The sequence below is a fragment of the Campylobacter sputorum genome, assembly GCF_002220775.1.
Lineage (GTDB): Bacteria > Campylobacterota > Campylobacteria > Campylobacterales > Campylobacteraceae > Campylobacter_F > Campylobacter_F bovis.
In genome coordinates this window covers 1,208,268-1,221,629 of sequence record NZ_CP019685.1, presented here as the reverse complement: position 1 = coordinate 1,221,629, position 13,362 = coordinate 1,208,268, and the positions used below count along the sequence as shown (strand labels likewise).

The following is a 13,362-nucleotide window of genomic DNA, read 5'->3' as shown; positions in this document are numbered from 1 at the left end:
ATCAAAATTTAAGTAAAATTAAATAAAAATTATATGTTATAATATCAATTTATTTAAATATGTATAAAATTTAGATACAATAAAATTAAATTTATTTAGGAGACATTTAATGAAAAAAGAAGAAATAGAAGAGTTGATGAAATTTTTTGAGAGTATAAATATAGGTAGAGTAAAGATTAAAAGAGATGATTTTGAAATAGAATTAGAAAAAATGCCAAATGAAAATCAATGTTGTCCAACATCTACAACTATAATACAATCCCCGCAACAGTCAACTCCAATGCAAATTGCTCCATCAAATGCAATCTCAGAAAAAGGAGTATCAAAAGATACTATTAATTCGCCGATGGTTGGAACATTTTATATAGCCCCAAGTCCTGGTGCTGCACCATTTGTAAAAGTTGGTCAAAGTGTTAGAAAAGATGATGTTATAGGTATAGTAGAAGCTATGAAAATAATGAATGAGATAGAAGCTGAATTTGATTGCAAAATAACTGAAATTTTAGTAGCTGATGGACAGCCTGTTGAGTTTGGAATGCCACTATTTACAGTGGAGAAATTATAATGAAAATCAAAAGAATACTTATAGCAAATCGTGGAGAAATAGCACTTAGGGCTCTTAGGACAATTCAAGAAATGGGAAAAGAAGCTATCGTAGTTCATTCAACGGCTGATAAAGATGCACTTTATGTAAAATATGCTGATGCAAGTATATGTATAGGGGCTCCAAGAAGTAGTGATAGTTATCTAAATATCCCAGCTATTTTAAGTGCAGCAGAGATAAGTGAGGCTGATGCTATATTTCCGGGATATGGATTTTTGAGTGAAAATCAAAATTTTGTTGAAATTTGCCAAAAGCATAATATAAAATTTATAGGCCCTAGTGTTGAAGCGATGTCTTTGATGAGCGATAAAAGCAAAGCAAAACAAGTTATGCAAAGAGCTGGAGTTCCAGTAGTTCCAGGTAGTGATGGCGAGATAACTGATATGGGTGTTGCAAAAAAATTAGCAAAAGAAATAGGCTATCCAGTGATATTAAAAGCTGCAGCTGGAGGCGGTGGACGTGGAATGCGTGTGGTTGAAAAAGAAGAGGATTTAGAAAAGAATTTTTGGGCAGCAGAAAGTGAAGCTATGAGTGCATTTGGCGATGGAAGTATGTATATGGAAAAATATATTTCAAATCCAAGACATATTGAAGTTCAAATTTTAGCAGACAAACATGGAAATGCAGTTCATATAGGAGAAAGAGATTGTTCTATGCAGCGTCGCCATCAAAAACTTATAGAAGAGAGTCCAGCATCCTTACTAGATGAAACAACTAGAAAAAAACTTCATGAAACTGCAGTAAAAGCCACTAAAGCTATAGGATATTGCGGGGCTGGAACTTTTGAGTTTTTATATGATCAAAAAAGCAAAGAGTTTTATTTTATAGAGATGAATACAAGACTCCAAGTTGAACACTGCGTAAGCGAAATGGTAAGTGGGCTTGATCTTATAGAGTGGATGATACGCATAGCTGAGGGTGAAAAACTATTATCTCAAGATGAGATAAATCTTAGTGGGCATGCATTAGAGTGTAGAATAACAGCAGAAGATCCAAAAAGTTTTGTTCCAAATCCAGGTAAAATTATAAAATATATAGCACCAGGTGGTAGAAATGTAAGGATGGATAGTCATATTTATGAAGGTTATAGCGTTCCTCCTTATTACGATTCTATGATTGGAAAATTAATTGTATATGAAAAAGATAGAAATAGAGCAATAGCAAAAATGAGAGTTGCCTTGGATGAACTTGTGATACAAGGGATTAAAACAACAAAAGATTTTCATAGAACCATGATGGATAATCTTGATTTTATTAACAATAAATACGATACAAATTATCTATCAAAGCATTAATTTTTGATATTAATTGATTAAAGTCAAGAAAATTTAGAAATTTACTATTTTTTCTTGACTTTATAAATTTTTTTAGTTAAAATAACATTTCGTTTTTACAATTTTTATGATTGTGCGGGGTGTAGCGCAGTCTGGTTAGCGCATCTGGTTTGGGACCAGAGGGCCGAAGGTTCGAATCCTTTCACCCCGACCATTTATGGTGAGTTTAGCTCAGTTGGTAGAGCATCAGATTGTGGTCCTGAGGGTCGTGGGTTCGATCCCCACAATTCACCCCACTTTCATTGGCGCTCGTGGCTCAACTGGATAGAGCAACAGACTTCGGATCTGTAGGTTGAAGGTTCGATTCCTTTCGAGCGTACCACCGTTGTTTTTAAGCGCTCATAGCTCAGCTGGATAGAGCAACGCCCTTCTAAGGCGTAGGCCAGAGGTTCGAATCCTCTTGAGCGTACCATTTAAATTGTGCGGATGTGGTGAAATTGGCAGACACGCCAGACTTAGGATCTGGTGCTTCGCGGCGTGAAGGTTCAAGTCCTTTCATCCGCACCATTTATCTTTCTTTTTTACTTCGTTTATTATTTTATTTTTGATTAAATTTAGAAATTTATCTTTTAAATAAATTTCTTTTATATGGTTTTCTTTAAATTAATATTATCAAAGTAGTGTCATACTGTATTCTATTTATATAAATAATTTAGCCTCAAAACACTCAAGCTCTAATAAATTAGCAATAAATTATGATTTTACCTTTGAAAAACAAGTATGTATATCGTTCATAAATTTCAGAAAAGAAATTTATAGAAATTCTTAGGTATTTTTGCCAAGACAAAAGATGCTGCAAAAATAGTTGAAATTTGTAATATCTAAAGAAATACAATAAATAAAATTCTAAACCAAATTAGAATATTAATGATGAATGAGTGTGAAAAGATATCTAAATTCAGTGGTGAGATAGAAATAGATGAGAGTTACTTTGGAGGTAAAAGAGAGAGGTGTAAGAAATTAAGCACCTGTGTTTGGAATGCTAAATATAGATGGCAAGGTTTATACTAGGGTTGTTAAAAACTGCTCTAGTAAGAGCTATTGCCTATTTTAAAGGAATTTAGCAAATTAGATAATAGTATTTTATTCAGAAAGCATATGATGGCTTAGTTGATTATGGTACTCACTATAGAGTAAAACATTCTAAAGATGAGTTTACAAATGACAAAAATTATATAAATACAATAGAGAATTTCTGGAGATAGTGCAAACACAGGCTAAGTAAATTTAAAGGAATTAAAAGAGATAATTTTATACTTCACTTCCTAGTAGCGTAAGCGAAGTAAAAAAGAGTGTGAGTTTAGATATAATATAAAAAAAGATAATAAAGGTTTATATAAAGTTTTATTAAAACTAATAAGAGAAAATTTGCTTAAGTTGTTTGGGTCAATTTATATTATTTATACTATGTATTGAAATACTTAAAAATACAAGGAGTTGGAGTAAATATACCACAACTAACTGTTTCAATTGTAAAAAATATCAAAATCCCACTTCCATCGCTTGAAATTCAAAAGCAAATTGTTGAGGAATTTGAAATATTAGAAAACGAAATAAAAGAAAAAGAAATGAGATTGCAAGAGTTATTAAAAGCCTATGATAAAATCTTAGAAAAATATTTATAAAATTATTTAAATTTTTAGAATAATTAGTTATATTTGAATTTCTTATAAAAAACATTGCGATTTCTCGCAATGTTATCAAACAGGATAAACTCTTATATTTGGACTTAAATTTTCTTGTAATACATTTTCTATCGCATAAAGTGTTCCACTTGCTCCGCTTGCACATCCACTACAAGCACCAAGATATCTTATATATATGTCAGTTTTTCCATCATCTTCAGTTTTTACATCTAGTATTTCTAAATTTCCACCATCAAACTGCAACATTGGGCGTATTTCATCATCTATAACGCTTTCTATAGCTTTAAATTTACCAATAGTATTTAGCTCTTCAAAACTCATATCATTTGTACCGCCACTTACTTTTGCATCCGCGATAGCTTGTAGCTGTTCTTTTTGCATTTCAGCTCTTGTTTGTGTCAAAATATCTACTAAATGATACTCTCTTTTTTCATGTCCGCCAGGCTTTACACAGCTTTTACAAAATGCACCAGCTTTTGTAAACTGAGTGATCTCTTCAACTGTTTTTAAATCATTTAATCTTATAACTTCTTTTATAGTTCCAAGACTTACTCTTGCACACTCACATACTATTATTTCGTCTTCAAAATGCTCTGGATCTACACCTTTATACTGTGCTGCTGCTGCTTTTATGACATCATATGCCATAACAGAACAGTGCATTTTTTGAGGTGGTACGGCTGGAGTATTAGGATCATCGCGCATAGCTTTTTCAACATCGATATTTGTTATTTTTACAGCTTCATCTACGGTTTTTCCTATGCAAAGCTCAGCCATTGTATCACTACTTGCTATAGCAGTGCCACATCCAAAGCTTTTAAATTTTGAATCCATTATTTTATCTGTCTTTTCATCAACAAGCCAATAAAGTCTCACTGCATCGCCACAGCTTTCGGCTCCAAAGTCAGCTATGATAAGTTTATAGCCTTTTTTGTCTGCTTCTTCTTGTGTGATTTCTCCCATAAATTTAGGATTATTCATCCTATCTTGAACTTTTTTAGAATACTCTTCCCAGATAGAACCACCGATAAGTTGATTTTTTGCCATTTTATTTTCCTTAAATTATTTTTTTATATTATAAGCGAATGTGGATGAAATTTCTCTTAGTCTATGAATCGCTTTTGTGATATGCTCTATGGCATACTCTATCTCTTCAAGTGTGTTAAATCTACTTAAAGATAACCTTAGAGCCGTATGAGCTAACTCTTTATCAGCACCTATTGCTTCCATAATAGGGTTGCTTTCAAGGGTTACGCTTGCACAAGCTGAGCCAGTTGAAGCACCAATCCCTGCTTGATTTAAATCCCAAAGCATAGCTTCTCCTTCAACACCTTTTATAGAAGCTAGTATGGTATTTGGAACCCTTTTATCTCTATTTCCAACAACTGTAACATCGCTTATTTTAAGAAGTGCATCTTCTAGTGTATCTCTTAGTTTTCTAACATGCGAGTTTTCGAAATCTATAAATTTATTGCAATTTTCAAGAGCTTGTCCCATAGCTACTATGCTTGCTACATTTAAAGTTCCGCTTCTTCTACCACCCATATGTTCTCCACCATGAAGAAGTGGTGTGAGCTTTATGCCATCTTTTATATAAAGTCCGCCAATTCCTTTTGGTCCATGAAATTTATGTGCTGAAAAACTCATAAAATCTACATCCACATCTCTTACATCTACTTTTAATTTTCCCACAGCTTGAGTTGCATCTGTGTGAAATAAAACACCTCTTTCGTGAGCTATTTGTGCAAGTTCTTTTATGGGAAAAATCATTCCTGTTTCATTATTTGCCCACATTATGCTAACAAGTGCTGTTTTATCAGTTATTGCATCTTTTAAATCATTTGGATTTACTAATCCTTGATTGTCTACTGGAAGTTCGATTATATCTACACCAAGAGATTCTAAGAATTTACAGGCAGCTAAAACAGCAGGATGTTCTACTGAGCTTGTGATAATGCTGTTTTTGTCATTATCAAAAATTTTATCAAAATAAATACCTTTTATAACCCAGTTTATACTCTCTGTCGCACAACTTGTTACTACTATATCATCACTATCTTTTGCATTTATGCCAAAATACAGCTGATCCATAGCTTTTCTAAGAGCTTTGTGAGTATTAGTTCCAAAGCTATGAAGAGAGTTTGGATTACCATAAAAACCATTTTCTTCTAAGAAAGGTTTCATGGCTTCATAAGCCTCAGGATCTAGCATAGTTGTTGCATTGTTATCCAAATATACTTTCATAATTTTTTATTCCTTTTTTATTTAGGATAATTTTTATCCTTTTTTGCAGATGATATTATATCAAATTTACTAAATTTTAGTTTAAAAAGATGTAAATAATTTAAAAATGTTTTAAAATAAATTATTCTTTATATTTTTAAAATTATAATTTGTTATAATACGGCTTAAATTTAATATAAAAAGAGATATTTATGATTGTTATAAAAACTATCAAAGAGTTGCAAGAATTTCTTGAAACATCTAGTAAAAACATAGGTTTAGTGCCTACAATGGGTGCTTTGCATGACGGACATGTTAGTCTTATAAAAAAGTGCGTGAGTGAAAATGAAGTTAGCATAGTTTCTATATTTGTAAATCCGGCTCAGTTTTTGCCAGAAGAAGATTTTGATAAATATCCTAAAAAAGAAGAAGCGGATATAAAAATTTGTGAAATGCTTGGAGTTAGCGTAGTTTTTATGCCAAACAAAAACGAGATGTATTTTGAAAATGAACCACTCATAAAAGCACCAGAGTATTTATCAACTATCTTAGAAGGGAAAACAAGACCAGGGCATTTTGATGGTGTTTTAAGAGTTCTTAATAAATTTTTTAATCTTATAAAACCAAAAAATGCCTATTTTGGTAAAAAAGACACACAGCAACTCATAATAGTTCAAAATATGGTAAAAACGTTTTTTATGAATATTAACATAATTCCTTGTGATATAATTCGTGCAAACGATGGACTTGCGCTTAGTTCAAGAAATACATATTTAAATGATGATGAGCTTTGTATGGCTCTTAAACTTTCTCGTTCATTAGTAAAAGCTACAAATTTAATACAACAAGGCGAGTTAAATTCACAAAGTATAAAAACTCAAATGCTTCAAATTTTAGAACCATTAAAAGTTGATTATGTTGCTATAACTGATAAAAACTTAGCCGAGGTACAAAAAATAGAACTCGGAAATACAATAATCTTAGTTGCTGTTTATATTGGTCAAACTCGTCTTATAGATAATATCTGGTTATAAAATGTCAAAACTTTATCTTGTTTCTTTGGGGTGTAATAAAAACTTAGTTGATAGTGAAATAATGCTTGGAAGATTAAAAAATTACGAACTTACTCAAGATCCAAGCCAAGCTGATGTTATGATAGTAAATACATGCGGTTTTATAAATAGTGCAAAAGAAGAGAGTATTAATACTATTTTAGAGCTTGCTAGTCATAAAAAAGAAAACTCAGTTTTGGTTGTAACTGGATGTTTGATGCAGCGTTACAAAGAAGATCTTATGAGAGAACTTCCTGAGGTTGATATATTTAGTGGGGTTGGGGATTATGATAAGATAGATGAGATTATTTTAAAAAAACAGAGCATTTTTAGTCCAAAAACTTACTTGCAAAAAAACGAAAAAAGAGTTATAAGTGGCTCAAATTTCCATGCTTATATAAAGATATCAGAAGGTTGTAATCAAAAATGTAGTTTTTGTGCTATACCTACTTTCAAAGGTAGATTAAAAAGCCGTAGTTTAGATGATATAGTAAATGAAGTTAAAGAGCTTTGTGAAAATGGGTATCATGATTTTAGTTTTATAGCTCAAGATACTAGCAGTTTTAATAAGGATAATGGCGTTAGCGATGGACTTATTGAGCTCATAGATAAAATTGAGAAAATAGGTGGAGTAAGGTTTGCAAGGATACTTTATCTTTATCCAACTACGACAAGCGATGCTCTTATAAAACGCATAATATCTTCTAATATATTTGTAAATTACTTTGATATGCCCATACAGCATATTAGCGATGATATGCTTAACATAATGAAAAGAGGTGCAAATAAAACTCGTATAAAAGAACTTTTAAATTTGATGAGTAGTGCTAAAAATGCTTTTTTGAGAACTGGCATTATAGTAGGACATCCTGGCGAAAAACAGAGTGATTTTGATGAGTTGTGCGAGTTTTTAAGTGAATTTAAATTTGATAGAATTTCGGTTTTTGCTTACTCTAAAGAAGAAGATACGAATTCTTTTAGCATGGAGCAAATTCCAAATAATATAATTGTAAAAAGATTAAATAAAATTGAAAAAATAGTCAATAATATCATTTCGCAAAATTTTAAAAATGAAATTGGCAAAGAAATTTTATGCGAAATAAATGGCGTAAGTAGCGAAGGCGAGATGTTTTATGGTGCTAAAAATGTTATCTGGGATAAAGACATAGATGGCGAAATTTTGATAAATGATAGCGCCCTTAAAAATTTACAAATAGGTAAAGTTTATAAATGTAAAATAACTGATGCTACAAATGATAAACTAATTGGGGAAATTTTGGATATTGCTTAAAAATATAGATATCTTAAAAAATGAAAAAAATTTACTCGCATTTTCTCACGGCAGTGATAGCACCGCACTTTTTTATATATTAAAAAATGCTAGTATAAATTTTGATCTTGCTTTTGTAAATTATAAAACCAGAAAACAAAGCGATGAAGAAGAAAGTTCTGCAAGAGAGTTGGCAGCTAAATTTGATAAAAAAATATTTGTAAAAGTTGTAAAACTTGATTTGCAAAATAGTTCAAATTTTGAAAAACACGCCAGAGATATAAGATGGAATTTTTTCGAAGAACTTGCACTTAAATTTGGTTATAAAAATATCATAACAGCTCATCAACTAAACGATAAATTTGAGTGGTTTTTAATGCAACTTAGCAAAGGCGCTGGATTAAATGAGCTTCTTGGCATGCAAAAGATAGATAAAAAAGAGCATTTTAATATCATAAGACCACTTTTGGATGTATCAAAACAAGAAATTATGAGCTTTTTAAAAGAAAATAATATATATTTTTTCCATGATAGTTCTAATGATAATGTTAAATTTAAAAGAAATTTTATTAGATCAAAATTTAGTGATGATTTTATAAAACTTTATGCAAATGGATTAAAAAAAAGTTTTTGTATATTACAAAGTGATGCAAAAAATTTAAAAAGTGAGCTTGTTTTTAGAAAATATAATCTTTTTATAATAAAAAATGATAAATGTTTTTTAAGGGGAATTGATAAATGTTTAAAAAAACTTGGTTATGTAATGAGTGAAAATCAAAGGAAAAACATAACTGAAAGTTGCGTTATGGGAGGCAAATTTGCCATATGTAAAAACGAAAAATACATTTTTATCTGCCCTTTTTTAAATGTTAAAATGGATAAAAAATTTAAAGAAATTTGCAGAGTTTTAAGAGTGCCAAATAAAATAAGACCTTATTTGTTTGCTAAAGAAATAAATCCAAGCACTTTAAAAAATTTTCTATAAAATTTATATAATTATTTTACACCATAAATTCTAATGTTAAAAGTTGTATGTATAAGATTTCCTTGGCTTTTCATATTTATTGGAAAATCAACTTTTACAACATTGTCATAAGTTTTAAGATCATCTAAGAAATTATAAAATTTAGAAGGCGTGTTCATAGCACTTGTAACATTTAGTTCATATCTATAAAATTCATCATTTTCATCTGTTTTTGGAAGCTCGTTTAAATTTACATTATCAAAATATTTACTAGCAAATGCAATAAATGAAATTTCGTTAAATTTATTATTTAATGATTTTAGGGTAAATTCGTTTGTTTTTTCTATATTGTTTAATTCATCAAGAGTATTTTCAAAGTTCTTTTGAATTTTTAAAAGTGCGTGTTGACTAGAAGCATAAGTTGCTTCTATTTGTCTATATTCCTTTATATTTGGCACTATAAATGAAAAAATCATAATAGCACAAATGATTAAAAAAATTACAATATATATAAGTAGTTTAACTATATCCATATCTTCAATGCTTCTATCGTTCATCATATATTCCATAATCATCGATTTTGTTGGTATTGACGAAATTTAACCAACCGTTTTTTGTTTGGTAAAAAGTGGTATTTGATGTAGTAAAAATAGATTTTAGTGGAACAGCTAAAAGCATTTCAAATACATTTTTTGTTGGGGTTACACCTTTTATAATAAGCGTTGTTTTATCCATATATACTTCATCTAAAGTTATGCTATCTGGAACAAGATCAAATAAATTTTTTATACTTTGTTTTAGTATTAAATTTGTAGCATATATGCTATTTGCTGCATTTTTTTGTTTTGTAAGAGTTGTGATTTGCTGTTCGCTTTGATGAATTTTATCTATAGTCTCTGCATATTTACTATTCATACGCTTTGTTTCTTTGCTTAGAGCGTTATTTTGATATATTATAAATAAATTTGATGATACAAGTGCTATGAAAACAAAGGCAATAAATCCTATCCAAATTCTAGAAAATAATGAAAATATCGGTTTTTTCTTCGGCTTTATTAGACTATATGTCATATGTTTATCTCTTTTATCATAAGATTGTTCATAATTTCTATTGTATTTACATCATAATTTTCTATTTTCAAAAGTAGTTGTGATTCTATATAGCTTAAAAATGTTTTGCTCATTTTTGTGTTGTTAAAAAATACAATTTTTTCTAAAAATTTAGCATCATAAAGTTTGTTTGAATAATACTCATCTATAGCGCTTACTATATATTCATATGCTTTCATATCTCTACCAAATATAGAAATAGAATTTTGTCTATCTTCTAAGCTATTTATATCTTGAAAATCAAGATCTTTTATGTCATCAAATTTATCAAGAGATTCTAATTTTTCAAAGCTATTTAGTTCTTTTTCATTTGAAAGTATCTCGTCTATTTGAGATGTATTAATTTGTTGTAAATCCCTTTCATCCTCTTCTATTTCATCTGTTGTTGCTGTGATAAAAAAAGCTCCAAATTTCATCTTATCTTTTTCAAAAATAGCAAGTGCTAGTGAATTTATGTGATTGTAAACATAAAGAGTAGTTTCTTGAGAAAAGCCTATTTGCTGAAGCTCTCTGTATAAAAGTGCAAATGGTGAATATAAAAGATCAACTTGCAAGTTTCCAAGTATATTTTTTGCAAGTTTCATTTCCATATAATTTGCATAAATTGACCAATTTGATGGCATATTTATGATTTTTACTTTATTTGGATCTACTCCATAATTTATATATTCATTAGTATTTGTAGTAGGCAAAGCACCTTGTGACATATAGTCAAAAAATAGAGCTATATAGATATAAGAACACTCTTTTTCATATTTTTTTATATACTCTATGGCTCTTATATTTGCTTTATTATTTTCTAAATGCTCAAAGCTTGTTTCTATTCTTTTGGCTATTTTTCCATTTTTTAATATAACGCCATAAATTTTGCACTCTTTTGCTTCTACTATTATGCTTACAAACAGATTAGAAAAGAATTTTCTTATTGAAAATGACATAATTATCCTATTTTGTTATTAACTGTATATATTATCAAAAATGACTTTAAATTTAAATTTATTTCTTTATTCTTTATTTATTTGAGACATTTTTTTTTGTAAAAATTCTTTTGCTTCATCCATTTTCATTCCAGTTATGTAAAATGGTTCGCTTAAAATGTAATTTATAGTGCTAAATGGTTTTGGTAAAATCATCTTATCCCAACTATTAAATCGCCAAAAACTACTTGCTTCATAGCTTAAAATTTGTATTGGTGTATTCTTTTTTTGTGGAATTATAACCGTTCCATCGCTGATTGAATGTCTTGGACCTCTTGGTCCATCTGGAGTTATTAGTATATCAATGCCGCTATCAATATCTTTAAAAGATTGTATTAAAACTCTAGCTCCACCTTTTGATGTGCTGCCACGGATAGCTCCTATGTTAAATCTTTTTATCACTCTTGTGATTATTTCGCCATCTTTGTGATCGCTTATTATAACATTTGTCTGTCTTTCTTTACTCCACCAATGTTTTTTTACAAAAGGCATCATTGCAAGTCTATCATGCCAAAACATCAAAAAGCAAGTTTTATCACTAAGTTTTGTATCTGAGTATGTTTTTTTGCAAGTAAGAAATATCATTTTTATAAGTATAAAAATGATAAATTCTGATAAAAAGATCAAAAATTCTGATTTTTTATTGGACTTTGCCATTTAAAACCATTCTTTTTGGATTGGTTATTAAGACATCTTTTGTTAAACCAAGAAGTTCTTCGCTTCCATTAACTTCAACTAAAAAGTTATTAAAACTTCTACCTGCGATTTTTCCACCGCTTCTTAACTCATCAAAATACACTTTGTGAGTTTTATCTTTTTGGGCTAAAACTATTTCATCTAGGATTTCATTTCCATAGTTTTGTAGAGTTGTAAGGCGATTTGATGCTATGCTTTCTTCTATAAATTTATCTTTCATATTAGCAGCTACTGTAAGTGGACGAGGGCTAAATTTAAAAGAGAAAATTTGCTCAAATCTCACTTCTCTCATAACATCAAGCGTATCTTCAAAATCTTTATCGCTTTCTCCTGGAAATGCTACGATGATATCAGTGCTTATGGCTACATCTTTACAAAGAGAGCGAATTTTCAGAGCTCTATTTAAGTACCATTCTTTTGTATAGCCTCTTTTCATGGCTTTTAAAATTTCAGTTGAACCACTTTGAAGTGGCATATGTATGGATTTACAAATTTTTTCATTATTTACAAAAACATCAATAAATTTATCATCCATATGCAAAGGATGAGGACTAGTAAAACGAATTCTTTCTATTCCGCTTATATCGCTAATTTTTTCTAAAAGATCACTAAAATCAATTTTTTCATGAGAACTAGAAAATCTTTTACCATAGTTATTTACATTTTGTCCTAATAAAAATACCTCTTTTGCACCACTATTGGCGGCTTTTTTTATCTCATTGAGTATAATTTGTGAAGGTATAGAAAGCTCATCTCCTCTAGTTTGTGGAACTATGCAATATGTGCATTTTTTATCACAACCTATCATTATATTTACATAAGTTTTATAAGGTGAGCTTCTGTATGAGTTAAAATCATATGTAGTTTCATCATTGTTTATGTCTGTGCTTATAAATTTAGGTTTTTTTATAGCCTGTGAAATTTTTGAAACATTTCTAGCTCCTAAAACAAAATCAACATAAGGAGCTTTTTTAAAAATTTCATCCCCTAAATGACTTGCCGTGCAACCACAAACCCCTATTTTTGCATTAGGTTTTTTTTCTTTTGCGAAAGCCCCTATCTCACTAAATAGTTTATGAACAGGTTTTTCTCTAACAGAACAAGTATTTATAAGTATAAGATCGGCTAATGAAATGTCTTGGGTAAGGGTGTATTCATCTTGAAGTTCTGCTATGATATGCTCACTATCACGCACATTCATAGCACAACCAAGTGTTTTTATATACAAAAGCTTACTCAAAGTATATGCACCTCATACATATAGTCATTTTCACTAAGACCGTATTTTACAGTTCTGTGATATACGCTAAAGCCTTTTTTTTCAAAATATTCCACAAAAGCCAACATGTCTTTATGTGAATTTTCTTTATCTAAATAAAAAATTTTTTGTCCAACTTTTTGGATATCTTCTTCTATTTTGGTTATAGAAATGGCTTTTGGCTTACCATTTATTTCACTTCTAGCTAGTTTTAACTCCATTTTTTGC

13 protein-coding genes, 5 tRNA genes and 2 pseudogenes are annotated in these 13,362 nt (G+C 29.8%); 12 read left to right on the top strand and 8 right to left on the bottom strand.

What is annotated here, in order from left to right; all coding sequences use genetic code 11:
* Positions 1 to 109: 109 nt before the first annotated feature.
* The 9 genes and pseudogenes from accB to CSPB_RS06030 all read left to right on the top strand — a co-directional run.
* Positions 110 to 565, top strand: a complete 456-nt coding sequence (gene accB / locus CSPB_RS06070; RefSeq protein WP_089193549.1) for an acetyl-CoA carboxylase biotin carboxyl carrier protein — start codon at positions 110 to 112, stop codon at positions 563 to 565.
* Positions 565 to 1,899: an acetyl-CoA carboxylase biotin carboxylase subunit gene (locus tag CSPB_RS06065; protein ID WP_089193548.1), complete on the top strand. Its 1,335-nt coding sequence runs from the start codon at positions 565 to 567 to the stop codon at positions 1,897 to 1,899. Before accB ends, CSPB_RS06065 begins: the two co-directional genes overlap by 1 nt.
* A gap of 115 nt (positions 1,900 to 2,014) precedes the next feature.
* A tRNA-Pro gene (locus CSPB_RS06060) sits at positions 2,015 to 2,092 on the top strand.
* Between the two features lie 6 nt (positions 2,093 to 2,098).
* Positions 2,099 to 2,174: transfer RNA gene (locus tag CSPB_RS06055), tRNA-His, on the top strand.
* Positions 2,175 to 2,183: 9 nt separating this feature from the next.
* Positions 2,184 to 2,260 (top strand) — tRNA-Arg (locus tag CSPB_RS06050).
* Between the two features lie 13 nt (positions 2,261 to 2,273).
* A tRNA-Arg gene (locus tag CSPB_RS06045) sits at positions 2,274 to 2,350 on the top strand.
* Positions 2,351 to 2,360: 10 nt separating this feature from the next.
* Positions 2,361 to 2,445: transfer RNA gene (locus CSPB_RS06040), tRNA-Leu, on the top strand.
* Positions 2,446 to 2,675: 230 nt separating this feature from the next.
* Positions 2,676 to 3,354: pseudogene (locus CSPB_RS06035) on the top strand (IS1595 family transposase).
* Positions 3,342 to 3,563 (top strand): annotated as a pseudogene (locus tag CSPB_RS06030) (restriction endonuclease subunit S); the annotation flags it as partial. The pseudogenes CSPB_RS06035 and CSPB_RS06030, both read left to right, overlap by 13 nt.
* A gap of 75 nt (positions 3,564 to 3,638) precedes the next feature.
* Here the strand turns inward: CSPB_RS06030 and CSPB_RS06025 are convergent.
* Both CSPB_RS06025 and CSPB_RS06020 read right to left on the bottom strand, forming a co-directional pair.
* On the bottom strand, positions 3,639 to 4,631 hold the full coding sequence (locus tag CSPB_RS06025; protein WP_033915987.1) for an iron-sulfur cluster assembly scaffold protein NifU: 993 nt from the start codon (positions 4,629 to 4,631) through the stop codon (positions 3,639 to 3,641).
* 15 nt (positions 4,632 to 4,646) lie between these two features.
* Complete coding sequence (locus tag CSPB_RS06020) at positions 4,647 to 5,828, bottom strand: NifS family cysteine desulfurase (protein ID WP_193625234.1); 1,182 nt, start codon at positions 5,826 to 5,828, stop codon at positions 4,647 to 4,649.
* Between the two features lie 191 nt (positions 5,829 to 6,019).
* Between CSPB_RS06020 and panC the strand changes: the two genes are divergently transcribed.
* From panC to tilS, 3 genes are read left to right on the top strand one after another with little or no spacing between them, the layout of a single operon-like run.
* Positions 6,020 to 6,841, top strand: a complete 822-nt coding sequence (panC, locus tag CSPB_RS06015; protein ID WP_089193545.1) for a pantoate--beta-alanine ligase — start codon at positions 6,020 to 6,022, stop codon at positions 6,839 to 6,841.
* 1 nt (position 6,842) lies between these two features.
* Positions 6,843 to 8,150, top strand: a complete 1,308-nt coding sequence (gene rimO, locus CSPB_RS06010) for a 30S ribosomal protein S12 methylthiotransferase RimO (protein ID WP_089193544.1) — start codon at positions 6,843 to 6,845, stop codon at positions 8,148 to 8,150.
* A complete protein-coding gene (gene tilS / locus CSPB_RS06005; protein WP_227484125.1) occupies positions 8,143 to 9,114 on the top strand; it encodes a tRNA lysidine(34) synthetase TilS in 972 nt (323 codons plus the stop codon). The genes rimO and tilS overlap by 8 nt, the downstream gene beginning before the upstream one ends.
* Positions 9,115 to 9,125: 11 nt before the next feature.
* Here tilS and CSPB_RS06000 read toward each other — a convergent pair whose 3' ends face one another.
* The 6 genes from CSPB_RS06000 to CSPB_RS05975 form a co-directional block, all read right to left on the bottom strand.
* Entirely contained in the window at positions 9,126 to 9,650 is a 525-nt protein-coding gene (locus CSPB_RS06000) for a hypothetical protein (RefSeq protein WP_052137610.1), read from the bottom strand.
* Complete coding sequence (locus CSPB_RS05995) at positions 9,640 to 10,164, bottom strand: hypothetical protein (RefSeq protein WP_033915982.1); 525 nt, start codon at positions 10,162 to 10,164, stop codon at positions 9,640 to 9,642. Before CSPB_RS05995 ends, CSPB_RS06000 begins: the two co-directional genes overlap by 11 nt.
* A complete protein-coding gene (locus tag CSPB_RS05990; protein ID WP_089193543.1) occupies positions 10,161 to 11,141 on the bottom strand; it encodes a DUF8341 domain-containing protein in 981 nt (326 codons plus the stop codon). The genes CSPB_RS05995 and CSPB_RS05990 overlap by 4 nt, the downstream gene beginning before the upstream one ends.
* A gap of 66 nt (positions 11,142 to 11,207) precedes the next feature.
* Positions 11,208 to 11,837, bottom strand: a complete 630-nt coding sequence (locus tag CSPB_RS05985) for a lysophospholipid acyltransferase family protein (RefSeq protein ID WP_089182812.1) — start codon at positions 11,835 to 11,837, stop codon at positions 11,208 to 11,210.
* Positions 11,821 to 13,116, bottom strand: a complete 1,296-nt coding sequence (gene miaB / locus CSPB_RS05980; RefSeq protein ID WP_033915979.1) for a tRNA (N6-isopentenyl adenosine(37)-C2)-methylthiotransferase MiaB — start codon at positions 13,114 to 13,116, stop codon at positions 11,821 to 11,823. The genes CSPB_RS05985 and miaB overlap by 17 nt, the downstream gene beginning before the upstream one ends.
* Positions 13,113 to 13,355, bottom strand: coding sequence for an HP0268 family nuclease (locus CSPB_RS05975; RefSeq protein ID WP_033915978.1), 243 nt, complete (start codon positions 13,353 to 13,355; stop codon positions 13,113 to 13,115). The genes miaB and CSPB_RS05975 overlap by 4 nt, the downstream gene beginning before the upstream one ends.
* Positions 13,356 to 13,362: the final 7 nt, after the last annotated feature.